25 protein-coding genes are annotated in these 25595 nt (G+C 65.5%); 14 read left to right on the top strand and 11 right to left on the bottom strand.

Annotated elements, in window-relative coordinates; genetic code table 11:
* Positions 1 to 39 precede the first annotated feature (39 nt).
* The 4 genes from P8192_RS12870 to lhgO form a co-directional block, all read right to left on the bottom strand.
* Complete coding sequence (locus tag P8192_RS12870) at positions 40 to 1017, bottom strand: PKD domain-containing protein (protein WP_278157416.1); 978 nt, start codon at positions 1015 to 1017, stop codon at positions 40 to 42.
* Between the two features lies 1 nt (position 1018).
* Positions 1019 to 1720, bottom strand: coding sequence for a DUF6318 family protein (locus P8192_RS12865; protein WP_278157415.1), 702 nt, complete (start codon positions 1718 to 1720; stop codon positions 1019 to 1021).
* A 153-nt stretch (positions 1721 to 1873) separates the two neighbouring features.
* The gene (locus tag P8192_RS12860) at positions 1874 to 2074 is read right to left on the bottom strand and encodes a helix-turn-helix domain-containing protein (protein ID WP_278157414.1); all 201 of its coding nucleotides are present in this window, start codon (positions 2072 to 2074) and stop codon (positions 1874 to 1876) included.
* A gap of 169 nt (positions 2075 to 2243) precedes the next feature.
* Complete coding sequence (gene lhgO, locus P8192_RS12855) at positions 2244 to 3512, bottom strand: L-2-hydroxyglutarate oxidase (RefSeq protein ID WP_278157413.1); 1269 nt, start codon at positions 3510 to 3512, stop codon at positions 2244 to 2246.
* Between the two features lie 100 nt (positions 3513 to 3612).
* On the opposite strand from lhgO, the gene P8192_RS12850 reads away from it, so the two are divergent.
* The 12 genes from P8192_RS12850 to P8192_RS12795 all read left to right on the top strand — a co-directional run bounded on the left by P8192_RS12850 (position 3613) and on the right by P8192_RS12795 (position 17242).
* Positions 3613 to 4302 (top strand): GntR family transcriptional regulator, encoded by a 690-nt coding sequence (locus P8192_RS12850; RefSeq protein ID WP_278157412.1) that lies wholly within the window; start codon positions 3613 to 3615, stop codon positions 4300 to 4302.
* Between the two features lie 164 nt (positions 4303 to 4466).
* Positions 4467 to 5312: an HpcH/HpaI aldolase/citrate lyase family protein gene (locus P8192_RS12845; RefSeq protein ID WP_278157411.1), complete on the top strand. Its 846-nt coding sequence runs from the start codon at positions 4467 to 4469 to the stop codon at positions 5310 to 5312.
* 41 nt (positions 5313 to 5353) lie between these two features.
* Complete coding sequence (locus tag P8192_RS12840; protein ID WP_278157410.1) at positions 5354 to 5545, top strand: hypothetical protein; 192 nt, start codon at positions 5354 to 5356, stop codon at positions 5543 to 5545.
* Between the two features lie 95 nt (positions 5546 to 5640).
* Positions 5641 to 6753 carry a mevalonate kinase gene (gene mvk / locus P8192_RS12835; RefSeq protein WP_278157409.1) on the top strand — a complete coding sequence of 371 codons (1113 nt, stop codon included), beginning with the start codon at positions 5641 to 5643 and terminating at the stop codon, positions 6751 to 6753.
* A complete protein-coding gene (gene mvaD, locus P8192_RS12830) occupies positions 6750 to 7769 on the top strand; it encodes a diphosphomevalonate decarboxylase (RefSeq protein ID WP_278157408.1) in 1020 nt (339 codons plus the stop codon). Before mvk ends, mvaD begins: the two co-directional genes overlap by 4 nt.
* The gene (locus P8192_RS12825; RefSeq protein ID WP_278157407.1) at positions 7766 to 8857 is read left to right on the top strand and encodes a phosphomevalonate kinase; all 1092 of its coding nucleotides are present in this window, start codon (positions 7766 to 7768) and stop codon (positions 8855 to 8857) included. Before mvaD ends, P8192_RS12825 begins: the two co-directional genes overlap by 4 nt.
* A complete protein-coding gene (gene fni, locus P8192_RS12820; RefSeq protein WP_278157406.1) occupies positions 8854 to 9954 on the top strand; it encodes a type 2 isopentenyl-diphosphate Delta-isomerase in 1101 nt (366 codons plus the stop codon). Before P8192_RS12825 ends, fni begins: the two co-directional genes overlap by 4 nt.
* Complete coding sequence (locus P8192_RS12815; protein ID WP_278157405.1) at positions 9951 to 11030, top strand: hydroxymethylglutaryl-CoA reductase; 1080 nt, start codon at positions 9951 to 9953, stop codon at positions 11028 to 11030. Before fni ends, P8192_RS12815 begins: the two co-directional genes overlap by 4 nt.
* 43 nt (positions 11031 to 11073) lie before the next feature.
* Complete coding sequence (locus tag P8192_RS12810; protein WP_278157404.1) at positions 11074 to 12228, top strand: hydroxymethylglutaryl-CoA synthase; 1155 nt, start codon at positions 11074 to 11076, stop codon at positions 12226 to 12228.
* Between the two features lie 6 nt (positions 12229 to 12234).
* Positions 12235 to 15825 carry a DEAD/DEAH box helicase gene (locus P8192_RS12805; RefSeq protein WP_278157403.1) on the top strand — a complete coding sequence of 1197 codons (3591 nt, stop codon included), beginning with the start codon at positions 12235 to 12237 and terminating at the stop codon, positions 15823 to 15825.
* Positions 15826 to 15873: 48 nt separating this feature from the next.
* Positions 15874 to 16545, top strand: a complete 672-nt coding sequence (locus P8192_RS12800; RefSeq protein ID WP_278157402.1) for a DUF2625 family protein — start codon at positions 15874 to 15876, stop codon at positions 16543 to 16545.
* A gap of 1 nt (position 16546) precedes the next feature.
* Positions 16547 to 17242, top strand: coding sequence for a DUF1801 domain-containing protein (locus tag P8192_RS12795; RefSeq protein WP_278157401.1), 696 nt, complete (start codon positions 16547 to 16549; stop codon positions 17240 to 17242).
* On the opposite strand, the gene P8192_RS12790 is transcribed toward P8192_RS12795, so the two are convergent.
* Both P8192_RS12790 and P8192_RS12785 read right to left on the bottom strand, forming a co-directional pair.
* Positions 17205 to 17330, bottom strand: a complete 126-nt coding sequence (locus P8192_RS12790) for a hypothetical protein (RefSeq protein WP_278157400.1) — start codon at positions 17328 to 17330, stop codon at positions 17205 to 17207. The genes P8192_RS12795 and P8192_RS12790 overlap by 38 nt on opposite strands.
* 102 nt (positions 17331 to 17432) lie before the next feature.
* On the bottom strand, positions 17433 to 17813 hold the full coding sequence (locus P8192_RS12785; protein WP_278157399.1) for a hypothetical protein: 381 nt from the start codon (positions 17811 to 17813) through the stop codon (positions 17433 to 17435).
* A gap of 122 nt (positions 17814 to 17935) precedes the next feature.
* Between P8192_RS12785 and P8192_RS12780 the strand changes: the two genes are divergently transcribed.
* A complete protein-coding gene (locus P8192_RS12780; RefSeq protein WP_278157398.1) occupies positions 17936 to 18217 on the top strand; it encodes a hypothetical protein in 282 nt (93 codons plus the stop codon).
* Between the two features lie 93 nt (positions 18218 to 18310).
* Positions 18311 to 19657 carry an aminotransferase class I/II-fold pyridoxal phosphate-dependent enzyme gene (locus tag P8192_RS12775; protein WP_278157397.1) on the top strand — a complete coding sequence of 449 codons (1347 nt, stop codon included), beginning with the start codon at positions 18311 to 18313 and terminating at the stop codon, positions 19655 to 19657.
* Between the two features lie 114 nt (positions 19658 to 19771).
* Here P8192_RS12775 and P8192_RS12770 read toward each other — a convergent pair whose 3' ends face one another.
* From P8192_RS12770 to P8192_RS12750, 5 genes are all read right to left on the bottom strand, one after another.
* Positions 19772 to 20650, bottom strand: a complete 879-nt coding sequence (locus tag P8192_RS12770; protein WP_278157396.1) for a PaaX family transcriptional regulator — start codon at positions 20648 to 20650, stop codon at positions 19772 to 19774.
* A gap of 82 nt (positions 20651 to 20732) precedes the next feature.
* Positions 20733 to 21776, bottom strand: a complete 1044-nt coding sequence (locus P8192_RS12765; protein ID WP_278157395.1) for a cytochrome P450 — start codon at positions 21774 to 21776, stop codon at positions 20733 to 20735.
* Positions 21777 to 21996: 220 nt separating this feature from the next.
* Positions 21997 to 23640 (bottom strand): phosphonate ABC transporter, permease protein PhnE, encoded by a 1644-nt coding sequence (gene phnE, locus P8192_RS12760; protein ID WP_278157394.1) that lies wholly within the window; start codon positions 23638 to 23640, stop codon positions 21997 to 21999.
* Positions 23641 to 23644: 4 nt separating this feature from the next.
* Positions 23645 to 24367, bottom strand: a complete 723-nt coding sequence (locus P8192_RS12755) for a phosphonate ABC transporter ATP-binding protein (protein WP_278157393.1) — start codon at positions 24365 to 24367, stop codon at positions 23645 to 23647.
* 82 nt (positions 24368 to 24449) lie between these two features.
* On the bottom strand, positions 24450 to 25442 hold the full coding sequence (locus tag P8192_RS12750; protein WP_278157392.1) for a phosphate/phosphite/phosphonate ABC transporter substrate-binding protein: 993 nt from the start codon (positions 25440 to 25442) through the stop codon (positions 24450 to 24452).
* Between the last annotated feature and the right edge of the window lie 153 nt (positions 25443 to 25595).

The following is a 25595-nucleotide window of genomic DNA, read 5'->3' as shown; positions in this document are numbered from 1 at the left end:
GAGAATTCTCACGCTGAGTCGTCTATCATCGGCACAGCGTTAGCCAGTGCAGCCCCAAGCAGTGGATCCCGGTGTGCAGGGTTCGGCGACGTTGCGGGTTTTTGCTCGCCAGATATCGGCCTGCTGGGTTTCCGCTGCCACGGTCATGGTGCCCTCGACCGGGATCCAATCACCGCCATCGACTTGGTAGTCGCCTTCGTAGGTGGTGGTCAGATCCACGGGAAAGGTTCCCGTCTCGGTGTAGATGTGGCTGGTCGGGGTTTCTTCGTTGAACCGATCCTGGGGATGGCCGGGAACATCCGTGGTCAGACTGGCGCCGTCGCCGAAGCGCCAGTCCCACCGCACCGGAGTAATCCGCAGGGTGACCTGCCGGCCCAGCATCGTTTGCGTCTGGGTTTGCGGGCGGTAGGTGGAGGCGTAGACGTTGGTGTGGGCGTTGATGAGTCCGAACCCGTTCTGGTCCATCACGATCTCCGATTCCGGGGCGAACATGGTCTGTAGATCGTTCAGGGTGATCACGGGCATGGCTGGTTCTGCTGCTGCGGGTTGGGCTGCGGGTTGTGCGGCTGGTTGGGCTGGTGCCTGGGCAGCGGGTGTGGCTGGCTCGACGGGGTCTGGGGTGCTCACCGGGCAGTAAGCGAGCCCGTTTTCCATGAGGGTGCGCTGTGGGACATTGCGGATGGTTTCGCCAGTGTTGCACAGGCTAGCGTTCATACCGTCGATGTAGGTGGAGGTTCGCCGTTTCTGCGCTTTAACTGAGTTGGGTGCGGGAGCGTTGCTGACGTGGTTGTCCGGCTTTTTCTCCATATGCTGCGAAACACTGCCCGTGCGACCGGTGGCTGACGACGTTGAAGAGTGATTAGTGGCGTTTTCGGCCGAGCGGTTCTTTGCACCGTGAATACGATCTGTGGCGACGACGCGGAGCTGATCTTCCCCGTTGATTTTGTCCTCGAATTCTACGGTGTTTGAGGTAAGGACGAGTGCGATTAGTCCGAGGGTCGCAAGTGCAGTCTTCATATCATTTCTCGTTCCCTTGTTCCTCTTCCTCGGAGAGGAGATCTGAGGGGACTGACTCGTATAGAAGCCACTGTCCGTTGGACTCGTCGTAGTTCAGAATCGCGAACCAGGGTTGATTGTCGAAACTTGTACGTGACTCAGTAATCTCGTCGCCATTAGACGAGTAATGGCGAAGTTCTGGGTGCGTTAGTGAGTAATCGATATCTGCCTGAGATACTTCCTCGTCGACGGTGCTCAGCGTGGATTCGATCTCGATCTCCCCATTTAGACTGCTCCACTCATCGTTTCGATATGCAGATTCCCAGGTCTCCACCATCATTTCGCAGACTTCGCAATCTGCTTCAGATGCGGCCATGAGTTGCTCAGGGTCGCCGGTGAGGTAGAGATATTCCATAGCGTCCCACCAGTATTCGAGGGTGGCTTCGGCGCCTTCAGGGGTTTGTTCGCGGGCGGCGTCGGGGAGTGCGGGGACGGGGACGTTCTGGGCGGGGCCGTCGGCGGAGGCGGGGATGAACTCGGTGTTGGACGCGGTGGCGCTGGACGCGCTCGGGCTGGCGGCGTCGTCGCCATTGTTGCCGCCGGAGTCACTGCAGCTGGTGAGGGCGAAGGCCATGCTCAACGTGGCGCCGACCACGGCAAGACGAACGGGACGGGCAGTGCGGAGCGCGCGGGATGTGCTGACGGTAGGGGCAGTGCGGGCCATGGGTCCAGGCTTCCTGGCCCCTCTAAGGTGAAGCGTCGGGCCGGGTCGAGATCAGTCAACAGGTCAAACGACTTCCAAATATAGCCCGACACCCAGATCCTTGGACAGGGTTATCCACAGATGCGCGTCATCCGGGGTAGTGCGCCGGGGCGGTTAGGAGCGCGGGTCGCCGCGGCGGGCGGCGAGGACCCAGGAGAGCTCGATGAGGGTGTCTACGTAGCCGAGATCGGCGCCGGTGAGTTCGCTGAAGCGGAGCAGGCGGCAGCGCAACGTGTTCACGTGCACGGGGATGGAACGAGCGGCGATTGGGATGCTGAGCCGGTGGGCGAGGCAGGCCTCGACGGCTTCGAGCACGGACCCCGGCGGCCCCCTGGCCGTAGCGCTCGGCGGCCAGGGGTATCGGCCTTATGGACGTCGTCGGGGCGACGGGAAAGCCCGGTTCGGAGGGTGCGCACGCTCATGCTGATGTTGCGGGAAACGGGTGCTTCTTGCGCGGTGGCGGGCTCAGTGCGCTACCCGCGTATCATTCGTTGTTCTCGTCCTTCCGGGTGAGGCCGTGGGTTTCACCGACGACGTCGAGAATGTATTCGGCAATAGCGAGGGATGAGGTGGCGCCGGGGGACGGTGCGTTGCGGATGAGGGTGGCCCGGCCGATGTGCTCGATCACGAAATCATCGACCAATGCGCCGTTCTCATCCATCGCCTGGGCCCGGATGCCGCGGGTGATCGGGCGAGAAGGTACTCCCTCGAGGCTGGGCACGTATTCGGCCGCACCTTCGAGGAATTTCTTGCGTGAGATCACCGCACTGAACTCTTGAACGGCTGCTTTCGCGTTCTGTGCGGCGAATTTCCAGAACCCGGGGTTGGCGGCCACGCCCAGGCTGTCCTTCACTCCGATCTTCCAGCCGGTGTAGTTTTCTCGGCCGAAGGACAGGAAAGCGTTGGGCCCCACGAGCATTTCGCCGTCGACCCGTTTGGTCAGGTGCACGCCCAAGAACGGGTAGGCCGGATCCGGCACCGGGTAGACCAGACCGTTGAGGATGGTGCGGTACTGGGAATCCAGCTGAGAGTACTGGCCGAAGAACGGCACGATCTTGGGGTAGGCGGCGCCCCCGGCCAGCGCGGCGACGCGATCGGACTGCAGTCCAGCACAGGAAATCACATAGTCGAACGTTTCGGTGCTGGTCCGTCCGTCGGCGTCGCGCGTGGTGATGGAGCAACCGTTGTCGTTGTTCGACATATCGGTGACTTCCGCCCCCAGGCGCACGGTGGCGCCAGCGGCGCGTGCATCCTCAATCAGCGCACGTGCCACCCCGGCAAAGTCGATAATCCCGGTGTGGGGGGAGTGCAGGGCCAGCCGTCCGACGGCGTTCGGTTCGATCTCGCGAATACGCTCGGGGCCGACCAGTTCGACGTCGGGAACACCATTGGCAACCGCGCGTTCATAGATCGCGTGGAGCCGGGTCTCTTCTTCTTCGGTGAGGGCGACGACGAGCTTGCCGCACTCCTCGTAGGCAACGTTGCGCTCACGGGCGTAGGCCGTGATCAGCTCGACGCCGCGACGGCACAGCCGGGCCTTGAGGCTGCCGGGTTCGTAGTACAGGCCGGCGTGGACCACTCCGGAATTGTGCCCGGTCTGGTGGGCGGCAACGTGGTCCGCCTTGTCTATCACGGTCACCGAACCCTGGGGGAAACGCTGAGTGATTTCCCGAGCGACGGCGGCACCGTTGATGCCTGCCCCAATCACTGCGAAGCGCGGCTGGGACGTGGAGGTGGGGTGATGATGCGTCATGGGCTGGTTGTCTCGCTATTCGTCATCGTGGGGTAGGGCGGGATAGGTCAAGGAGGGGGACTCGGGCATACTGAGTTGTATGCAACATGTGTCGCGATCGATGAGCCTGACGGAGCAAGCCACTGAATCGATCAAGAACGCCATCTTGGCGGGTGATCTGGTGCCGGGGCAGCTGTATACGGCCGGGGAGCTCGGACGCGAACTGAACGTGTCGCGCACACCGATCCGCGAGGCGCTGCAGGAGTTGGCGCGACGCGGTCTGGTCGAGATCGAGAAGAACCGCGGTATGCGAGTGCGCTCGACGTCGGTGGAGTCGCTGATCGAGGTCTTTCAGGTGCGGCTGATGCTTGAGGTGCCGCTCTCGCGGCGAGCGACCGAGTTGCGCACCCCCGAATCGCTGGCTGCTGTTCGTGCCGCCTACGACGATTTTCGTGTCGCGGCGGAATCGGGCGAAGCCGATGCGGTGCTGCGGGCCGACCGGGACTTCCATCGCGCACTGATGGCCGTTGCCGGGAACGATCGAGCGAAGACTCTGTTGCAGGAACAGCGAGACTTCGTGCTGCAAACTGGAATGGGTACCGTGCCGACCTCGCGTACCCCCATGGAGTGCTTCGAAGACCACGCCGACATCATGGCTGGGTTCGAAGCCGGTGACGCTGCTGCAGTGGGTGCGGCCGTGGGGCGACACATCTCGCATACGGCCACCATGCTGATCCGTCAGGAGACGGCGTCCCGTCCAGAGCTCGGACAGGTGGACGCGGACGCGGCCATCGATTGGCTGCTGCACTGAGCCTCCTCTCCAGTTGAGACCTCTCGCACGTTGTTGCCTGAGTCACGATAGCAGGTTGCATGCAACATGCAAAGTAGCGGACTCGGGGAGCGCGCAGGTGTGGTGTTCGCCCTATCGATGTCATTCCGCCAGCCCGGCTCGACGGCGTGGACTAGGCTGGAGACATGTCGATCCGCAATCGTCGCGCTGCCTCTCTTCCCGCCAAGCTCAGCCGCACCTGGCTGCTCATCAACGCCGCCCGTCCGGAGGATTACGCCCCCGGCCTGGCCAGCGAGGCGGACTCGGTGATCATCGACCTGGAAGCCTCGGTTCCGGACGAAAAAAAGGATGAGGCGCGCGGCCACGTCGTCGACGCGCTCTCCGGGGGGATGACGGCGTGGGTGCGCATTTCCGGCACCGGCACTGACGACTGGGCGGAGGACCTGGAAGCCCTCTCCGGACTGAACGGGTTGCGCGGCGTCATGCTCGCGATGACCGAGGAACCGGAGCAGGTGACCTACACGGCCATGCGGCTGCGCGCCGGCACCCCGGTGCTCGCCCTGCTGGAAACCGCCGTCGGCGTGGAGAACGCCAACAACGTGGCCAAGGCGCCGGGCACCTTCCGCCTGGCCTTCGGCACGAACGATTTCCGCAAGGACGTGGGTGTTTCGGACGACCCGATGGCGATGGCCTACGCCCGCTCCAAACTGGTGATGGCTTCGCGCGTGGGCAAGCTGCCCGGTGCGATTGACGGTCCGCCGTTAGCCACCGACGACGACGACGCCGTGCTGGCCGGGTCCGCACACACCGCATCGATGGGCATGACGGGGCGACTGTGCCTGAATCGCAACCAGGTGGACGCCATCAACCGGGCCATGAGCCCCTCGGAAGACGAGCTCGAGTGGGCGCGCGAGTTGCTCTACGCCCACGCACAGGGCGCAGCGGTCGGCGATGGCTCCTACCTGCCGCGTCTGGCCCGCGCCCAGAAGATTGCGGACCTCGCAGACTCCTACGGCCTCTGGAACGCCTGACGCGCATTTTTCGGCAGGGGAATCCTTCGGGACCCTAGCCTGTGGATAACTTAGACGGGGTCGGTGTGATCCTGGCGGGGTCGCTGCTGTGGCTGACCGGTTGTGGTGACGGCGCGAATCCGGGCGCTGAGGCTGCTGCTTCGGCGTCATCGGGTACCGCCAGCGCAACATCCAGCCCGGAAGCGCCTGAGGCACCGGAATTGTTGGAAGAGCGTGAGATCGATGGTGCGTGACGCAGATCGTGGTGCCTCGAATCGGGGGAAGAGGACCGTGCGGGGTAAATTAGACTCCAGCATGTGACCGTCAACCTCGCACCCACCACACCTTCATGACTTCTGAGACACCCTGGAGGCGCCACCGCGCGCCTGACACGTCAGCCCCCGAGCCGTCTGCCGCAGACGCCTCGGGGCCGTCGTCGTTAACCGCGCCGGTCACTGCATCCCACGCGGGTCTCGGCTCCGCTCACGGCAAGGCGATCCTCATCGGCGAGCATGCTGTGGTCTATGGGGCGCCGGCCATCGTCTTGCCGCTGCTGGACCTGCAGGCCGCGGCGAGTGTGCGCGAGGCGAAGACCGCTACCATCACCTCCGACCTCTACACCGGGCCCATCAGTCAGGCGCCGGCGATGATGGCGCCGATTATTCGGGCGGGCCAAGCCGCGGCGGAACGGGTGGATCTGCGCCCGGATCGGCTCGAGGTGATCGTGCGCTCCACGATTCCGTATGAGCGCGGGCTGGGTTCCTCAGCTGCCGTGTCGGCCGCGATTGTGCGGGCCGTGGCTAACGCGGGTGGGGTGCGGCTGAGCCCGGCGGAGACGCACGCGCTGGTGCAGGAAGCCGAACAGATTGCGCACGGTACCTCTTCTGGACTCGACGGGCACGCGGTCCAATCACTGACCCCGCTGCGCTTCCAGGCCGGCAAACCGACCACCGTGAAGGTGGCGGAGCGGATGACCTTCGTGATTGCGGATACCGGGACCTCCGGGTCGACGTCGTCGGCGGTGAACGGCGTGCGGATGCTGCGCACCGTACTGCCGGAGGCCGTGGAACGGATGACCCGGGATCTCACCGAGGTGGTGGAGGATTCCGCGGACGCGCTCGCCGTCGGCGATGCCCCGCGCCTGGGCCGCAACATGAACGCCGCCCACCGGCACCTGGCCCGCATCGGGGTGTCCTCGCCGGCGTTGGACGCCCTCGTCGCCGTCGCGCTGGAGGCCGGTGCCTACGGTGCGAAGCTCACCGGATCCGGACTCGGCGGCTGCGTGCTGGCCTTGGCCCCGTCGCTCGAAGTAGCGGGTGACCTGGCCGCTGCCATGACCTCCGTGGGCGCCACCCGAGTGTGGACCACTTCGCTGGTGCCCACCACCCCGACCACGCATACCGCGCCCACCGCGCGAGTCAGCCCCGCCCCATCCGCCGATACTCCCCAGGAGGCCCCGTGACCCAGGCGACCGCGCGCGCTTATCCGAACATTGCCCTGGTGAAGTACTGGGGCAAGGCGGACGAGGCCCTGATCATCCCGGTGGCCGGGTCGATGTCGATGACGCTCGACGATTACGCGACCACCACCACGGTGCGTCTCGACGACGCCGCCGATGCGCTGAACCTCAACGGGACAGAGCTGGACCACACCGACTCGGCCACCCAGCGGGTCGGGGCGTTTCTCGATATCGTGCGCGGGCTCGCTCAGGAGCGCGGACTCGACACCGCGGCGGCGCACGCCCAGGTGACCACCGTGAATGAAGGACCGACCGCAGCCGGGATGGCGTCCTCGGCGTCGGGCTTTGCGGCGCTGGCCCAGGCCGCCTCCGCAGCTTACGGGCTGGACCTTGACACCCGGGACCTCTCTCGGTTGGCCCGGCGCGGTTCGGGCTCCGCCTGCCGCTCCGTGATCAACCGGTTCGCCGTCTGGCATGCGGGCGATTCAGACGAGACCTCCTACGCCGAAGAGATTGCCGCACCCGACCTGGCCATGATTGCGGTCACCGTGGCCTCGGGCGCGAAGAAAGTGTCCTCCCGGGCCGGCATGCGCGCCACCGCCGCCACCTCCCCGTTCTACCGCGCCTGGATCACCACCACCGAAGAGTCGCTGAACGAGATGGTACGGGCGTGTGCTGACGCCGATTTCACCCGGATCGGCGAGATCACCGAAGCCCATGCGATGCGCATGCACGCCGTCATCAACGCGTGCGAGCCGCCCATCCGCTACCTGGCGCCCGCCTCCTACCAGGTATTCGACGCGGTCGCCGAACTGCGTGCCAATGGGGTGGAGGCCTACGCCACCGCCGACGCCGGACCCAATGTGGTGGTGATTTCCCGTCCCGAGGACGCGGAGCAGATTGCCGGCGCACTGGGCCAGTACGCCGAGAACGGTGAGGCGAAGGTGCTGCGTCCGGGTCCCGGTGCACACGTGGTGAACGCTGACGACGCCGCTGACGCCGCGGGGGCCACCGCGTGATCGTCACCCGCGCCCCCGGCAAGCTCTACATTGCCGGTGAGTACGCCGTCGTCGAGCCCGGCCAGTCGGCTGTGGTCGTCGCCGTGGACCGGTACATCACCATCACCCTGAACGAGTCCGCCAGCTCCGAGGATTCCGGCCGCGTGCACTCCTCCGAGTACGGCCGGCTGCCCGTGGTCTGGCGCCGGGACGAGGCGACCGGAGAGATCGTCGTCGAGCATCACCCCTACGATTTCGTCACCTCCGCCATCACCACCTGTGAGCGGCTGCGTGCCGAACGCGGCATTGCCCCGCGGTACTTCGACCTGCACATCGACTCCGAACTCGACGACGCCGACGGGCTGAAATTCGGGCTCGGTTCCTCCGGCGCGGTGGTGGCGGCCACCGTGTCCGCCATCGCCGAGTTCTACGGGCTGGGGCTGAGCGACGACGAGCGTTTCCGGCTCTCCTTGCTGGCCACCGTCGCCATCTCGCCGAGGTCCTCCGGCGGGGATATTGCGGCATCCACGTTCGGCGGCTGGCTGGGCTACGCCTCCCCGGATCGTGCCGCACTGCGTACCGCCTTGGCCGCGGGCACCGTCACCGAGGCGCTGGTCCACCCAGGCTGGGATCCGCACCGCGTGCAGCGCCTGAACACCCCCACCTCGGTACGGCTGCGGGTGGGCTGGACCGGCTCACCTGCCTCGACCGAGGCGCTGGTGGGTTCCGTGAAACACCACTCACCACAGGATGCCCCCGGATACGGACGGTTTCTGGCCGCCTCCTCCGCGATGGTCGCCGGACTGATCGACGCGGTGAACGACGACGACGCCGAGAAGATCTCCGCCCTGATCCGCACGGCTCGGGTCCTGCTGCGCGGGCTGCACGAGACCACCGGGATCACCATCGAGACGGGGACGCTGCGCCGGCTGTGCGAGATCGCCGAAGACCACGGCGCCGCCGCGAAACCCTCGGGCGCCGGGGGTGGGGACTGCGGTATCGTGCTGGTACCCGCTGACTCCGATCCAGCCGCACTCTTCGGCGCCTGGAGCCTGGAGGGCATCCGCCCACTGGACCTGACTGTGACCACAGAGAGGCGCACCCGATGACCGAGCCGACGGCCGCCTCCCGCAAGGATGACCACCTGCGCCTGGCCGCTGAGCAACAACCCGGCATCCGCGCCGCGCGCACCGCTTTCGATGACGTCACCGTGCGCCACCACGCCCTCTCCGGGATCTCACCGAAGCAGGTCGACCTCGGCGTCGACGTCGGACCCTGGCGCTTCCCCGCACCCTTCTACGTGAACGGCATGACCGGCGGCACCGAGAAGGCGCGCGCCCTGAACCGCACCCTGGCCCAGGCCGCCGCCCGCGCGGGAGTGCCCATGGCCTCCGGGTCGGTGGGCATCGCCCTGGATGATCCGTCGACCGTCGAGACGTTCACCGTGATCCGACAAGAGAACCCGCACGGGATCGTGCTGGCCAACATCGGTGCTGGGCGCAGCGTGGATGACGCCCGCCGCGCCGTCGAACTCTTAGCTGCAGACGGGCTGCAGCTGCACGTCAACGCGGTGCAGGAGACTGTGATGCCGGAGGGCTCCCGCGATTTCTCCGGCTGGCTCGGCCTCATCGAACAGATCGCCGCAGCACTCGACGACGACGGCGTGCCGCTGGTGGTCAAGGAGGTCGGTTTCGGCCTCTCGGCCCGCACCCTGACCCAGTTGCGTGACGCCGGAGTGCGCCTGGTGGATGTGGCTGGCACCGGCGGAACCGACTTCGCCCGGATCGAGAACGACCGCCGCGACCCGGTGGAGGATCTCAGCTACCTGTCCGCTGCTGCTGGTTTTGGCCTGTCCACCCCGGCGGCCCTGCTCGATGCCGCTTCCCTGCCTTCCGCGGTGCGCCACGATCTGACCGTGCTCGCCTCCGGTGGGGTGCGCCACCCGCTGGATGTGATGCGCTGCCTCGCCCTGGGCGCCCGCGCCGTGGGCGTGGCCGGTGGCTTTCTCTCGGTGGCCCTCGAGCATCCTGACGACGACGGCGCCACCCTGGCCACCGTCATGGAATCCTGGCGCGAGCAGCTGGTGGCCCTGCACGCACTGTTCGGTGCCCCCAGTCCCACGGAGTTCACCGGCGTCGACGTCGTCGTCACCGGCGACACCGCCGATATCGTCCGCGCCCAGACCCCTTCGAAGGAGCAGATGTGAGCACCCACCGGGAGACCACCACCGTCACCGCCATTCCGACCCGCTGGGTGGGACCGATCAAAATCGGCGGCAACGCCATCTCCGGTTCCGGCACCGAGTCCACCGAACTGATCGAGGTGCCGCTGGCCACCTACGAGACCCCGCTGTGGCCCTCGGTGGGCCGGGGCGCGAAGATCTCCCGGCTCGTGGAAAACGGCATTACCGCCACCGTGGTCGACGAACGGATGACCCGCTCCGTGCTGTTCACCGCGGTCGACGGTGCCGCAGCCCACCACGCCGCCCAGATCATCGAGCAGCGCTTCGACGAACTCGCAGGGGTCGTTTCTGAGGGCTCCCGGTTCGCCCAGCTGATCGAGATTCACCCCGAGATCGTGGGCTCGCTGCTGTTTGTCCGCTTTGCCTTCCGCACCGGGGACGCTTCCGGGCACAACATGGCTACTGCCGCCGCCGACAGCCTGATGACCCGTATCCTCTCCTGGGAGATCGGGCTGAGCTACGGCTCCATCTCCGGCAATTTCTGCACCGATAAGAAAGCCACCGGCGTCAACGGCGTACTCGGCCGCGGCCGCTCGGTGACCGCGGACATTCTCATCCCGCACGACGTCGTCGAGCAGCACCTGCACACCACGGCCGGCGCCATTGCAGAACTGGTGGTGCAGAAGAACTACGTGGGCTCCACCATCGCCGGGGCCCTGCGCTCGGCCAATGCGCACTTCGCGAACATGCTGCTCGCCTTCTATCTGGCCACCGGCCAGGACGCCGCCAATATCGTGGAGGGCTCCCAGGGCTTCACCTACGCTGAGGACCGCGAGGACGGACTGTACTTCGCCTGCACCCTGCCCCACCTGATCGTGGGCACCGTGGGCAACGGCAAGCACCTCGAGCATGTGGAAGAGGCCATGGTGCGGCTCGGCCTGCGCGAAGAGCGTGAGCCGGGCGCGAACACACGTCGCCTCGCAGCCCAGATTGCCGCTACCGTGGTGTGTGGAGAATTGTCGCTCTTGGCGGCCCAAACCAACCCGGGTGAGCTCATGAAGGCGCACACCGTATTCGAACGCAGGCAGCGTCGGGCCTGATCGCCCTGAGCAGGGTCGCCGACGGCGAAGGAGAATCGCAACAGTGAGCAACAACATCGGAATCCACGACCTGGAGGCGGCCACCGCCCACTACGTGCTCCCGCTGGACGCGCTGGCGGAGGCACACGGGATCGACCCGGCCAAGTTCCACCGCGGCCTGGGCCAGGACCGGTTCTCCGTGCCCGCCCCCGACGAGGACGTGGTGACCATGGCGGCGACAGCAGCATCGCGGCTGCTGGCCCGTCACCCGGAGCACCACGTGCGCATGGTCATCTTCGCCACCGAAACCGGCGTCGACCAGTCGAAGTCCGCCGGGGTGTTCCTGCACGGTCTCATCGGGCTGGGCCCGCACGTGCGCACCGTCGAGTACAAGCAGGCGTGTTATGCCGGGACCGCCGGTATCCAGGCGGCACTGGGTCACATCGCCCGCTACCCGGATGAGCAGGTGCTCGTGGTGGCCTCCGATATTGCCCGCTACGCGCTCGACTCCTCCGGCGAGCCCACCCAGGGTGCCGGTGCGGTGGCCATGCTCATCTCGGCTGATCCCGCCCTGGTGGCGATCGAGCCGCAGTCCGGGCTCTACACCGCGGATGTGAACGACTTCTGGCGTCCCAACGACTCCTCCACCCCGTTCGTGGAGGGCAAGCTCTCCATGGACGCCTACATCGAGGCCACCCTGGGTTCCTGGGATGACTTCACCGCCCGCCGTGAGCTGAAGGTCACCGACGTCGACCGGTTCATCCACCACCAGCCCTTCACCAAAATGGCCCGTAAGGCCCACGCCGCACTCGCCGCCCACACCGGGGTGGAGCTTGGCGATGAGCTGATCGAGGAGTCGATGACGTACAACCGTCAGCTGGGCAACGCCTACACGGCGTCGATGTACTTCGGCCTGGCCGCCCAGTTGCACGCCGACACCGACCTGACCGGCAAGCGCCTCGGCTTCTTCTCCTACGGCTCCGGGGCGGTGGCCGAGTTCTTCACCGGGGTGGTGCAGGAAGGCTACCGTGCTCATCTCGACGCCGCCGCGGCCGTGGAGGAGCTGTCCGCGCGCGAGGAGATCGACTATCCGACCTACCGCGCCCTGCACGAGGCCCACCGCACCGTCTCGGACGACTACGACGTCGAACCCGTCACCCAGGCCCCGTTCCGCTTCACCGGGGTCAAGGACCGGGTGCGCCACTACGCCGTTCGCTGACGACCCGTGGAGGTTCCAGGCCTGACGCCGACGTATCCCCGGGTGCGGCCCGAGGCGGTGGAAGCCTGCTTCGGGCCGACCATGACGGCGCGCGGGCGCGCGTACTGGCAGGAAGACCGCATCCGCACCGTGCACTGGGACGAAGCCACCCAGAAGCTCACCGGGAGCGTCTTCGGCTCGGGCGAGAGCATCTACCGGGCCACGGTGCTGCTGCTGCGCTCGGGGCCCGACGCCTGGGAGCCGGACCGCAGCGGGTGCACCTGCCCGGTGGGCGATGACTGCAAGCACGGCGCGGCCCTGGTGTTCCGTGCCGATGAGCTGGCCCGCGATCGAGCCGAGGATCCCTTCGCCGTGCTGCGTGCCCTGGAAGAGCAGAGCGGGCTGATCCAGCGCGCCTCCTCCCTGGGTGGCGGATCCGGCGGACAGCGCGGACAGACGGCGGGTGCACCTGCACCGGAGCCGCCCAGCTGGCAGCGCACCCTCGGAGCGCTGGTGCCGCCGGGCACGGTCGGTTCCGCGGGGGCAGGCCAGGAGCGTGCGGCCCGGAAGCCGGTGTTCGACCAGCTGGCCCTGGGACTCGACGTGCACGTGGCCACCAGCGAGCGGCACCGCCTCTACGGGGGCATTCAGTGGACCTCGCTCGGCCACGAATACCTCGGAAGCACGGCACGCTGGACAGTGCAGGTGCGTCCGCTGAAGCGCTCGGCCCGCGGCAACTGGGTCAAGACCGGCCTCACCTGGCAGACGTTCTCGCGGCAGCGTCCGCCGCATACCCTGAACCCGGACCCCGTCCAATACGAGCTGCTGCACCGCCTGCAGCACCTCTACCATGCCACCGTTGCCTCCCCGGCACGCTCCGAATGGCTCAATCTGGCCACGCTCGACCACCCCGAGGCATGGCGTCTGCTCGGCGCGCTGCAGGAGGCGGGGGCGCCGCTGGTGGGGCTCGGCCGCATCGGGGAGATCACGCTCACGGACCCAGCCGAGCTGGTGCTGGACGTGCGCCGCACCGACCCCGACACCGACGCTGACCCCGCCGCGCTGGCCCTGCAGCTGCGCGCCCGCACCGCCGGATCGGATCTGCTGGACGACGCTCGGCCGGTGGGCAGCCGCGCCGTCGTCGTCGCCCGGCCCCACCCCGACGGCAGCACGGGTAAGGACTCCATCCTGGTGCAGCTCAGCCCGCTGGACACCCCGGTGCCCACCGGGTTGCGCGGGCTGTTGGCCGGGGGCGAGCCGCTGCAGGTCCCCGCGGAGGAGACACCCGAGTTCTTCGACGATTTCTATCCCGGCCTGGCTGCCTCCCTCGACGTCGTCTCCAGCGATGACACAGTGGAGTTCCCCGAGATCCCGCCACCAGAGCTGCGCCTGTCTGCCAGCTACACCCTGGCCGATCCTGACGACGACTGGGCGCAGGACACCCTCGAGCTGAGCTGGTCCTGGCACTACCGGGGTCTCGACGACGTCGAGGAGCACCAGCGCACCGTGCTCGCGGCGGTGCGGGAGATCTGGCCCGGCGCCTTCACCCAACCCGAGCAGACCCTGGCCGGTCCCGCCGCAGCCCGGTTCTCCGAGCACGCCCTGGATCAGCTGCGCGACCTGGACCACGTGCACGTGAGCATCATCGGCACCCGCCCCGACTACCGGGAGCTCACCGGGGCCCCGGATATCGGCATCACCGCGGTGGCCTCCGGCACCTCGAATGACTGGTTTGACCTCGGCTTCCAGATCCGACTCGACGGGCGCTCCGTGCCCTTCGCTCACATCTTCAAGGCCCTGGTGAAGGGCGAGAATGAGGTGCTGCTGCCCGATAAGACCTACCTGAGCCTGGGCCACCCCGGTTTCGACCGGCTGCGCGAGCTCATCGACGAGGCCGGCCAACTCGAGGAATGGGACCCCGAGAACCAGGGCGTGCACCGTTCCAACACGGTGATGCTGCAGGATCTCGAGGAGCTGGCCGACGAGTGGACGCCGGACGCCATGGTCGAGGAGTGGATGGACACCATCACCCGGCTCGCCTCGCTGGACCCGAACGACCACCCCGATCCGGCTCAGGTGCCGGACACCCTGAACGCCACCCTGCGCCCGTACCAGTTGGACGGGTTCCAGTGGCTGGCCACCCTGCACGATCTAGGACTCGGCGGGATCCTCGCCGACGACATGGGCCTGGGCAAGACCCTGCAGACACTGGCCCTGATCGCCCACGCGCGCGAAACCACTCACGACGTCGAACAGGGCACCAGAGCGCCGTTCCTCGTCGTCGCTCCCTCCTCGGTGGTCTCCGTCTGGGCACAGGAAGCAGCCACATTCACCCCGGAGCTGCGCGTCGTCACCCTCAGTGCCACCGCCGCCAAGCGTAAGAAATCCGTCGAAGACATCGACGCCGAACTGGCCGAGGCCGACCTGGTGCTCACCTCCTACGCCATCGCCCGACTCGACGAGAAAATCCTCGCGGCCCGAACCTGGGGCGGACTCGTGCTGGACGAAGCCCAATTCGTGAAAAACCGCACCACCCGCACCTTCCGGTCCGTCAAAGCACTGGCCGAGCGGTCCCGATTCCGCCTGGCCATCACCGGCACCCCCATGGAGAACACGTTGGGGGACCTGTGGTCGCTGGCCGCCCTCACCGCGCCCGGACTCTTCCCGCAGTTCCGGCTCTTCCGCGAGCACTTCATCAACCCCATCGAAGCCGGTCAGCGCCTGGCCACCGACCCCTCGCTGAACCCCGAGGACGACCCGGAGGGGGCGCGCACCGCCCAGCGCGCCGAATCCCGGCTGGCCCATCTGCGCGACCGGCTCGCCCCGTTCATGCTGCGCCGCACCAAAGAAGACGTCGCACCTGACCTGCCCGAAAAGCAAGAGCAAACCGTGCTGGTGCCCCTGCAATCGGCGCACCGCCGTCTCTACGACACCGTGCTGCAACGCGAACGCGCCAAGGTGATGCGCCTGCTCAACGAAGAGGACCTGGACACGCACCGGATGATCGTGTTCCGATCCCTCACCCTGCTGCGCATGCTCGCCCTGGACCCGCAGATCGTCGATCAAGACTACACAGAACCCTCCTCGAAACTTGAGGACCTGATGGAGCGGCTCACGGAGATTCACGACGCCGAAGAACACCACCAGGTGATCGTGTTCTCCCAGTTCACCTCGTTCCTGCACCGGGTCGCGAAACGTCTCGACGACGCCGAGATCAGCTACGCCTACCTCGACGGCGCCACCCGGGGTCGGGCCGCCGCGGTGGCCGAATTCCGCGAGGGCGGAGCCACGGTGTTCCTCATCTCGCTGAAAGCCGGTGGTTTCGGGCTCACCCTCACCGAGGCGGATTATGTGTTCCTGATGGACCCGTGGTGGAACCCCGCTGTCGAAAACCAGGCAGTGGACCGGGCCCACCGCATCGGCCAGACCAAGAACGTGATGGTGTACCGCATGGTCGCCGCCGGCACCATCGAGGAGAAGGTGCTGGAGTTGCAGTACCGCAAGGCGGTGCTGTTCGACGCCGTCACCGAGGGCGCACCCGGCGGCGCGGTCAGTTCCGGGTTCACCGCCGCCGACTTCCGCGCCCTGTTCTCCCAGCCCCGGTCGCTGGAAGAATGACCGCGCCGAAACTGATCGTGCTACACCCGGCCGTGTTACTCTCAGCTCGTGTTCTTCAAGCGCCGTCCTAAGCCTCGCAACCGCTCGGGTTCCTTCAATCCGTTCCCTGCTGACGTCGACGTCTGGGCGGGCTTCGAATCCGGCATCGCCAAGGCGCCCTGGGAGGTTGAAAACCTGCACTGCGACCCGCAGCGCTCGCAGCAGGTGATGGCCCAACTTGAACTCACCGAGGACTCCGAACTCGGCGCGATGGTGGCCCACACCGGCGGACTGGTGATCGACCACGGATGGGTACGACTGCTCGGCGCCGGTCTGGGCGACCTGCCCGACGTTGCCACCGCCTCGCCTTTCACCCGCGAAGATCCGCACTACCTGGTGCTCGGCGTGGACGTGCTCGGCGGAATCTTCGCCATCGACGGCACCGCGCTGGGGGCCGGTGCTGGGCGGCTCTGCTATATCGACCCCACCACCATGGACGCAGCCCAGCCCACCGTGCGCGATCTGAACGTCAGCCACGCCCAGTTCATGGCGTGGGTGCTCACCGGCGACGTCGACAAGTTCTACGCCCCGCACCGCTGGGACGACTGGAAAGAAGACATCGCCGGGCTCAGCCTGAACCACGGGCTCGACGCCGATCGCCAGCCCATTCGGCTCAGCGACCTCTGGGAGCAAGCCTTCCCGACCGTGGGACTCGACGTCCCCCGACCGCAAGGATTTTGACATGACCGCACCGGATCACCGCACAGGCCAGCGCACCCCGCTCGATGCCGTGCCCGGTACCTCCGCACCCTTGCGCGGCGCGCTCGCTGAAGCCGGCTACCCGGACCTGGAGTCACTCGACGGCGCCGACTACGCCACCCTGAAAGCCCTGCACGGGGTAGGTGCCCGCGGGCTGGAACGCCTGCAGGCAGCACTCCTCGAGAAGGGGCTGAGCTTCAGCGGCACCATTCCAGCCCCGCGCGGCAACGGGGTCACGGTGACCGCCGGGCACACCGGCGTCGTCGCCTCCGATATCAAGACCAAGCCGACGAACGTCAGTCCGGCCGAGTATATCGAGACCCTGGACACCCCGCGCCGGGTGGAACACGGGCGGCTGCTGCTGGAGCTGTTCACCCGGGTCACCGGAGCGGAACCGGTGATGTGGGGCCCCTCGATGATCGGCTACGGGGAGACCCACTACGTCTCCGCCGCCGGGCGCGAAGGGGACTGGTTCCACGTGGGCTTCAGCCCGCGCAAGGCCAAGCTTTCGTTCTACGGGCTCACCAGCCACCCCGGATACGAGCAGCAGCTGCAGCGCCTTGGCAAGCACACCGTGGGCGCATCCTGCCTCTATGTGAACAAACCCGAAGACATCGATCTGGCGGTACTGGAAGAGATGCTCACGGACGCGTGGAACGCGCAGCCGCAGGGGTGCTGACCCGACGCACGAGGGCCGTGTAGAAGATCCCGGCCACCACCAGGCCCAGTACGAGCCCCAGTACCGCGGTGATGAAGGCGGGGCTCATCGAGCGGATTCAGGACCACAAAGGTGGGGCGGCGCGTCAGCACCGCCCCACCGAAGAGGGATCGCCCTTGGCCGCGCGCCGGAGAATAACTCAGGCTGGCTGTCAGGCGCTGATGCTGGCCTGCTCGCGCTTCCAGCGGCGCGCGGAGATGAAGGAGCGCACCCCCATCACCACGTAGATCACCAGCAGCACGAAGGTGATGGAGGAGGCGATGACGGCGGCCGGGCGCTCCGCGGTACCGGCGAACAGGTCGGGCAGCTGCATCACGTTCATCAGGGTGCCGGCCGCACCGATCACCGCCAGCAGCAGGCCGATGTGCACGCCGACCATCTGGTTCTTCAGAGCGATCAGGCCCGAGATGAGGATCAGCGCACCCAGGATGGCCGGAATCAGGGCGGTCCAGCTGGCGAAGGACGTGGCGATGTAGGCAATGGCGCCAATGACGATGAGAACGGATCCGAGGCCAATGGTGAGACGAGGCATGATGCTCCTAAAGCAAAAAAGGGGTCTGGGTCCACCCCCATTCTTCTACAGTTCGTAGAATTTGTCGCATCGCTCTCTGCGAAACCTGGACCGGAGAAATCCCCGCTGGTAAGTTTCCGCCCATGGGACAGAAAACAAAGAACATCCTGGCCTCGCTGTCCGCCCTCGCTCTGGCTGGCGGTGCTGTGACTGTGGCGGCCCCGGCCGCGCAGGCGTCGGTCAAGCCGGTGCTGGTCTACGTCGAGGCCAGCACGAAGCTCGGGTGCCAGGCCAAGCTCAACTCACAGCGCGCCTACCGCGCTGCTCAAGGCGGGAGCCCCTGGGTGGATATTCCCTGCAGTGAGGTGCTCTACAGCAGCCCCAAACGCTACGGCGGGACCTTCTACTACTACCCGCAGCCGTGATGCTCCGCTGATGACGGGGGACTGCGGCACGTCGTTCACGCCGGTGGAGCTTGCCTACACTGGTGGAGGACGTGACGACAGGAGGCTGGCTCGATGGCGGACATCAGCGCGGGCGCGCTTGGCGAGCTGATCTCGGCGACCGATTCTCACGGCATCGCCACCCAGACGCGCGAGCTGGTGGAAGCTGGCACCCTGGACGTGGGAGCCCGCCTGCCTACGGTGCGCGCGGTCGCGGGTGAGTTAGGCGTCAGCATCGGCACGGTGGCCAAAGCCTGGTCGTTGCTACGCGACGCCGGACTCATCGAGACTCGGCAGCGGGGCGGGACCCGGGTGCTCGGTGCCGTGCGTCCCCCGACGCAGGATGAAGCCCCGGTGGCCTGGTCCGACGTCGATTTCCTGTTCTGCAGCCCGGACCCGGCGCTGTTGCCGCCGTTGGACCGCGCGGTCGCCACGGCACTGAGGACCCCACATTTCAACGAATGGGGCCGGGAGTACATTGTGCAGGCCCTGCACCGGATCGTCTCCCGCGACTGGCCCTTCGAGGCGACCGGGTGGATGACCGCCGGCGGTGGTACGGAGGGACTCTGGCTGGCCACCCGCGCCGCCGTGGGCAACCAGCGTGTGGTGGCCTGCGAGGAACCGCTCGCACCCGGGTTCCTGGCGGGACTGCAAGAGGAGGGGCTCACGGTGATCGGCGTCCCGGTGGACGACGAGGGCCCCACCGTGGAGGGTGTCAGGGCTGCCGTTGATGCCGGAGCTGCCGCTCTGGTGCTGTCTCCCGGTGGACCGTTCTCCGATCGTCACGTGCTCAGCAGCGCCCGGGCCGAGGAACTGGCCGACCTGCTCGAAGGAACCGACGTCGCCGTCATTGAGGACGATGTGCTCGGGCCGCTCTCCACGGTGCCGGTACGGACGCTCGGACATCGCCTGCCTCAGCAAACCATCCGGGTGCAGGAGTACTGCCGCGCCTTCGGCATTGATCTGCGCACCTCGGTGATCGGCGGCGCCCGACCTCTCGTGGACGCCGCCATTCATCAACGCAGCGGAGGGGTGGCCTCCAACAGCCGCCTGCTCCAGGACGCCCTCGCTGCCCTGCTCAGCGATGAGCGCACCGGTGCGGCGGTGCACCAGGCGCGCCAGCGGTACACTCGCCGACGCGAGCGGGCGCTCGCCGCGTTCTCCGCAGCCGGACTCACGGTGCATAGTGGACCGGGCAGTTGGGCGCTCTGGGTGGAGGTTGCCGACGAGCGATCCGCCGCCTTGGCGCTGAGCTCCCACGGCATCGTCGTCGACGTCGCTTCAGCCTCCCACGTGAGCCCGGATCAACAGCGGCAGCGACTGCGGCTCTCGCTGGCACAGCTGCCGGAGTCTTCGCTGGACGAGCTGGCGCAGCGGGTGGCCGATGCCGCCCGCGGCCGGCTCGGGCCGGTCATACCGTAACGGGGGCACCCTGAACGAGCGGGAACACCTCGGCGGCGATACGCTCCAGCTCCGACTCGAATTGCCCCAATTTTTCTCTGATGCCGCACGACTTCAACGCCGTACGGCCAAGCCTTACAACGTGGCCGAACCGGATGAGGCCGATTCAATGACGGACAGAGAACTCGCGAACGTATGGTGGCTTACCATTTCCGCCAGTTCGGGGCTATGACGCTCCAAAATCCTGCGCACGGCGTGCTCCGCGGGCGAGCCCAATGCGTCATATAGGACTGCACAGGTGGTGGCAGCTAGCTGGATCGGGGCTGGGTCGCTGAGCAGGTCCGCGGGGAGCTGTGGGTCTTTGCGCACCAACGTTCGCCACGCGGACATCACCTCGGTGCGCAGCCGTAGTGCGTTTTCGCCGCTTATCGGTTCACGTTCCAGAGCATGTGCTTGGGGGCTCCAGAAATCCGCGAATTTCCGATACTCCTCATCGAGACCGTCAGCGTCGAAAGCGGCACGGACGTGGTGGACTGAAGAGGGCCAGGCTAACACGCCCTGTCGAAACACTCCGACGTCATTGTCGGCATCGGCATCGAGGCGCTGAAGCGTGGCGACCACTTCCTCAACTTGATCACCTGGTCTGATCCAGACGCCGTCGGAGAGGTTGCCGAACTTGAGATTGCGCAGTTCGTCGCGAAGCAGTCGTCGGTCAGAAGTCTCCTGACCGGGCAGCATATAGCTGACGAGTGTCCAAGTGCCATCCCAAGCGGGGGGATGGTGAGAATGGAAGAGCCTTTTGACATGCAGTGCCACCGTTTCGCGTGTTTCTCTCTGCACCGCGTAGGACGTGCGTCGTCCCTGCCGATGAGCGACAAGAAAGCCGCGCTGGGCGAGTCTTTGCACGGCCGCCCGCGCTCCGGTCTCAGAGACACCGAAGACAGAGAGCAGCTCGACGAGCGCGCTAGAAGGGATGGGGTCGGCCCGCCCTAGCCAGTAGTCGCCGAAGAGCACCGTCAACAGTCGTTGCGGTGCAGTTCCGGATTGGTTCCGAGGAATCACCGACCTCGGAGTTCTGGTCTTGCCGTTCACCTGCTCATTCTCTCTCATTCCGTGGAATCCGCGGTGTGATGGATATGGGAACAGCCCGGGGACCGTATTCAAGCCAGTTCATCATTTCGACGTCACCGGCAAGCTCGAAGTGCTGAGTGTCCTGCAGAAGGACTTGCAATGCGACGAGCAGTTCCATCCGGCCTAGTGTTGCAGCAGGGCAGCGATGGGCTCCTCTGCCGAAGGACAGGTGCGAATTCTGTTTGCGGTGCAGGACGAACTCATGCGGATTCTCGAAGTGCTCAACGTCCCTATTCGCGGAGGGGAAGATCAGCGCGATGGGTTCATTCTGGCGGACGGTTCTTCCGTGAAAGATGGTGTCACGCTTCGCCGTTCGGGCGAACACCCGGTAGGGAGCGTGTAGCCGCAAGAACTCCTCGATGGCCGCTGGCAGATCATCCGGATGGTCGCGGAGGTGCTGCTGCAGTTGCGGATCCTGGGCCAGATGCACGATCGCACTGCCCAGGACAGCTTGAGGAGCGCCCATACCTGCGACGATGAGCTGACGAATGGTGGCGATCGCGGTTTTCTCCGTGATCCCGTTGTTGTCGTCGGCGACCGCCTGCTTGAGGCCGGCGACCAGATCGCGGTGAGGATCGAGCCCCGATGCCTGATGTTGGGCGTAAACCTCCTCGGCGATTGCGTAGAGACGCTTGCTGCAGTCCGCGATAACCGGATCGTCCATATCTTGAATCGCGAAGGAATAGCGGACGCCGATATCGCGGATTTCGCGAGTCAGCATGCGGGAGACGCCGAGTAGTGCAGCAAAGCAGTCCATGACGAAGGGGGCAGCGAAGTCGCGGACCGCGTCCGGTTCGGGGTGCGCGAGGAGATCGGCAACGAGCTGTCGGGCACCCGCGACATAGTCGTCATGATGGGCTCGGATGACGCTGCGACGGAAAACTGGATCCAAAGCAGTGCGATATTCGGTGTGCTCGGGCGGATCGAAGTGCAGCGGAGGTCGGCGGGAAGACCTTGGCACATGGGGGACCACGTTCTGGACGGCTGTGCTGAAGAGATCGTCGTCCAATGTGACATTCAGGATGTCTTCGTACGTCGTGGCCGCCCAGAATCCACCATATGCGGAGCTCCAGGGGAAAGGATTCTTCTGGCGCAGTTCCTCATAGTCCTGATGTGCTGACCCGAAGGTCTCTTCGCGCGCAGGGGTCCACTCCGACGGTCGTTTAGCGCTGTCATTGTGCCCCGTGAAGGGGCAGCCGGTTGCAGCGTTCTCCTGAGCCTGAGTCATATCAAAGTACCTTTCTACGCGCCCAGCGCGCCACTTGCTCGAGCGCGACGACGACGATCACGAGCCCGATGAGGATGCCCGCGGTGGTCGAGTACTGGATGGATGTGACAGATTCGTGGAGCAGGAATCCGACGCCGCCCGCGCCGACAATGCCCAAAACTGCGGATTCCCGTAAGGCAAGATCCGAGGTGAACAGGCTGTTGGCGATGAAGGATGGCACGAATTGAGGCCAGACGCCGCTGACGAATGCCTGAACCCGACCGGCACCGGTAGCTTCCAGCGCACGCCGAGGGCCTGGGTTGATGTTCTGGAGTGCGTCGGTAAAGAACTTGGCGGCCAGTGCGGTGCAGGAGATCGACAGTGCTAGGAACCCAGGGAAAGGACCGAGACCCAGCGCAGCGACGAAGATCAACGCGTAGATGATGTCCGGGACCCCGCGGACAAGTACTACGAAGGTTCGAAGCATCCAGCTCAGAGCTGGGATGTTCACCAGATGATTCGTGGAGAGAATCGCAATGACCAGGCCGATCAACACTCCGAACGAGGTTGCCGTCAGAGCCATGATCACGCTTTCGAAGATGCCCAGGACGACTTCTGTACTGATTGTCGGCGGGACGAATCCGCTCAGCATGGCCCACGCATTTGCCCCGCTTCGTTGGAGTCTATCGAAGGGGATAGACAGCGTGGACAGAGCGAAGAGGAAAAGTCCGATGGCGCTGAGTGCTGCTGCAGTGCGCCCAAACCGTTGCAGCGACCATCCCGGGTCGCGCCCGGACCGGCTGGCGACGAACAGCTGTGAGGATGCCGAAGGGTCGGCGTGCTCGGCCAGGGACCGCTGTGAGAGGAAGGAGACCAATTCAAGCGCCAGTAGTAGGAGGATGATGACGATGATGATCCCAGCCGCGCGAGGATAGTTGAGGCTACCGATGGCAGTTTGAAGGGCGACGCCGATGCCGCCGGCTCCAACCAGGCCGAGAATTGCCGATGCCCGAATATTGATGTCGAGTCGATACAGCACGAAGGATGTCATCTGCGGCAGCGCGCGGGTGAGTGTGGTTGCGATAAATGTCTGGGTCCGTGTGGCACCGGTGGCTTGGATTGCCTCGCGCGGCTGTGGGCTGAGCTCCTCAAAGGAATCCGTCATCATCTTGCCGATCATGCCGATCGAATGCACAGCGATGGCCAGCGCACCGGCGAGCGGACCCAAGCCAAAAATCCGCACGAAGATGATCGCGAAAATGAGTGAGGGAACAGCCCGCGTCAGCATGATGACCAGGCGGCTGATGATCTGTACCCAACGTGGCCCGGTGAACGATCGAGATGCCGCGGCGGCCAAGGGAATCGACAGGAGAGTTGCGATACCGGTGCCCGCCAGGGCGATCCATAACGTTTCGAAGACGAGCGCGATGAGCGGCGGAAGTGGCCCCGTGGTGGCCGGGACCATTCGTTCCATGAGTCGGGCGATGTCCCCGAATCCTTCGACGACCACCCCAGGACGCACATCGATCCACCACATCCCGAAAATCGTGATCACGAGATACGAAGCCGGAACGGCCCAGGTTGCGGTAGATAGTTGGGCCCGTTGCGGGCGGTGTGGAGTCGGAGTTCGCGATGAGGACCGCGCTGACGCAGTGACGGCGGGCATGATCTTAACTCCTTGCCGCTGCGTAAACGGTACGGATTTCTTGCTCGTCCGTCTGGGAGGTGGGAGTGTCAAGAATGAATCGGCCATCACGCACAGCGACGATGCGATCAGACACTTGCAAAGCGAGGTCGACCTGGTGGAGGGAACACATCACGGTGAAGCCATCCTCGGCGCTGAGCTTTTTGAGTGTTTCTAAGACGGAGACACTTGCTGCGGGGTCCAGTGAGGCCACCGGTTCATCGGCGAGGACGAGTTCCGCGTCCTGCATCAGCATCCGGGCGATGGCCACGCGCTGCTGCTGCCCTCCGGAGAGTGTGTCCGTGCGCTGGAATCTGAAGTCCAGCAAGCCGACCCTCTCCAGATTCTCGTTGGCGCGCTCGCGCAGGGCCCGTGGATAGGTCATGATGCCGTAGCGGGGCATTTTGAGGCTGCCCAGGCCACCCATGAGAACGTTCTCCAGGGCGGAGAGGCGACCGACGAGTCCGAACTGCTGAAACACGAAGCCGATCCGCGTCCTGAGCTCTCGCAGGTGTCTTCGGCTGCACTGAGCAGGGTTGACGCCCAGCACACTCACCGTTCCCTCGGTGGCGACGTGTCCACCATTGAGTAACTGCAGAAGTGTCGACTTACCAGCGCCAGAAGGGCCGACCAACGCGACGAACTCTCCGGGGTGGGCCTTCAATTCCACACCCTGTAAGACATGGTTGTCGCCGAAGCGCTTGTGCACACTCTGAAGACTGATACTTGCGTGATCAGAGCCAGGGGAGTCTAAGGGGCTTTCGTTCCGGACGGCACCCGGCGCCTGCGGGTCAGCTGTCATCACGGCACACCTCAGCCTGAGTTGCTTCGCAGATCTCACGGATAGGGTCGTAGCTCTCATCCGTCGCGGGCTCGAAGGCGAATGCCCCTGTGCCGCCCCATTCGCAGGCCATTGCGTCGGTGTACTCGTCTCCCCATTGCTCTGGGGCAGGACGCTGGTCCTCGTCGGCGCAGAACCCGGCCTCTGCAGCCGTGACAGCGTTATATTCGCTCATTGCCCGGCGGATACTTTCCTGAAGGTCCTCCGGCAGCCAGGTTCCCACCACCATCGGAGTGCCGGGAATGCCATCGGAGACCCAGATCGTCTCGGTGTCCCCGTCCTCTATGACACCACGCGCCGGCAGGAGAACATCGACGAAGGTTTGGGCCACAAAGGCGATGTCGCAGTCGCCAGCGATCATCTGAGTGACGGCGACATCATGGGAGCCGGTGAAGACCGGATTAATATCGTCCTCCGGGTCGATGCCTTCCTCGATCAGGCCTGCGGCCGCTGCGAGGTACCCCGTCGTCGAAGCCGGGTCGGTGAAGCAGACGTCCTTGCCATCGACATCTGCCAGAGAAGTAATGTCACTTCCAGGGATCGTGACGCCGACGGAGCTCACCGCTCCTGAGCCCGCCTCAGGTGTTAATTGATCCATGGCAATCGGTGTGACATCAGCCACATCCGAGGCGAGGTAATAAGAGAACGCGCCGTAGACGGCGACGTCGACTCGTTGGGAGACCTGGGCTTCGATCACTCCGGCGTTGTTACTGACGGCCTGAATTGAAACTGGAATGCCAGCCTCCTCTTCGATGGCGGCAACCACAGGTTCGAAAGAACTTAGAAGTTCTTCGCTGTTATCTGTGGGAACAACGGCGAATACTAGCTCGGACGGGGCTTCAGACCCGGTGTTGGAGCTACGCGCATTAGGGCTTTCACCGCAGGCGCTGAGGAGTAACGCGGTGCAGGAAAGGGCAATCAGGGGCTTGAGATGATGACGCATGGAACCTACTCAGCAAGAGGAATAGAAGGCATGATATTTACGCTGTGGTCGAAAATCTGTGGCCTATCAACGTGAGACATATCACATCACTGTTGCGTGAGTTTGTCAACGGTTTTAAGGGAGGCTCAGTGAGTCTCCCCCTGCTGAGGGCGT

It is taken from the genome of Citricoccus muralis (genome assembly GCF_029637705.1).
Classification (GTDB): domain Bacteria; phylum Actinomycetota; class Actinomycetes; order Actinomycetales; family Micrococcaceae; genus CmP2.
This window is presented reverse-complemented; position numbering and strand designations above follow the sequence as displayed.

What these genes read in the sequence shown, in the direction of transcription:
- P8192_RS12785 (WP_278157399.1), bottom strand. Translation starts at nt 17,813, where the DNA reads ATGCCTCGTCTCACCATTGGCCTCGGATCCGTTCTCATCGTCATTGGC.
- P8192_RS12865 (WP_278157415.1), bottom strand. Translation starts at nt 1,720, where the DNA reads ATGGCCCGCACTGCCCCTACCGTCAGCACATCCCGCGCGCTCCGCACT.
- P8192_RS12775 (WP_278157397.1), top strand. Translation starts at nt 18,311, where the DNA reads ATGGCGGACATCAGCGCGGGCGCGCTTGGCGAGCTGATCTCGGCGACC.
- P8192_RS12845 (WP_278157411.1), top strand. Translation starts at nt 4,467, where the DNA reads ATGTCGATCCGCAATCGTCGCGCTGCCTCTCTTCCCGCCAAGCTCAGC.
- P8192_RS12790 (WP_278157400.1), bottom strand. Translation starts at nt 17,330, where the DNA reads ATGAGCCCCGCCTTCATCACCGCGGTACTGGGGCTCGTACTGGGCCTG.
- P8192_RS12780 (WP_278157398.1), top strand. Translation starts at nt 17,936, where the DNA reads ATGGGACAGAAAACAAAGAACATCCTGGCCTCGCTGTCCGCCCTCGCT.
- fni (WP_278157406.1), top strand. Translation starts at nt 8,854, where the DNA reads ATGACCGAGCCGACGGCCGCCTCCCGCAAGGATGACCACCTGCGCCTG.
- phnE (WP_278157394.1), bottom strand. Translation starts at nt 23,640, where the DNA reads ATGCCCGCCGTCACTGCGTCAGCGCGGTCCTCATCGCGAACTCCGACT.
- P8192_RS12795 (WP_278157401.1), top strand. Translation starts at nt 16,547, where the DNA reads ATGACCGCACCGGATCACCGCACAGGCCAGCGCACCCCGCTCGATGCC.
- mvk (WP_278157409.1), top strand. Translation starts at nt 5,641, where the DNA reads ATGACTTCTGAGACACCCTGGAGGCGCCACCGCGCGCCTGACACGTCA.
- lhgO (WP_278157413.1), bottom strand. Translation starts at nt 3,512, where the DNA reads ATGACGCATCATCACCCCACCTCCACGTCCCAGCCGCGCTTCGCAGTG.
- P8192_RS12870 (WP_278157416.1), bottom strand. Translation starts at nt 1,017, where the DNA reads ATGAAGACTGCACTTGCGACCCTCGGACTAATCGCACTCGTCCTTACC.
- P8192_RS12750 (WP_278157392.1), bottom strand. Translation starts at nt 25,442, where the DNA reads ATGCGTCATCATCTCAAGCCCCTGATTGCCCTTTCCTGCACCGCGTTA.
- P8192_RS12850 (WP_278157412.1), top strand. Translation starts at nt 3,613, where the DNA reads ATGAGCCTGACGGAGCAAGCCACTGAATCGATCAAGAACGCCATCTTG.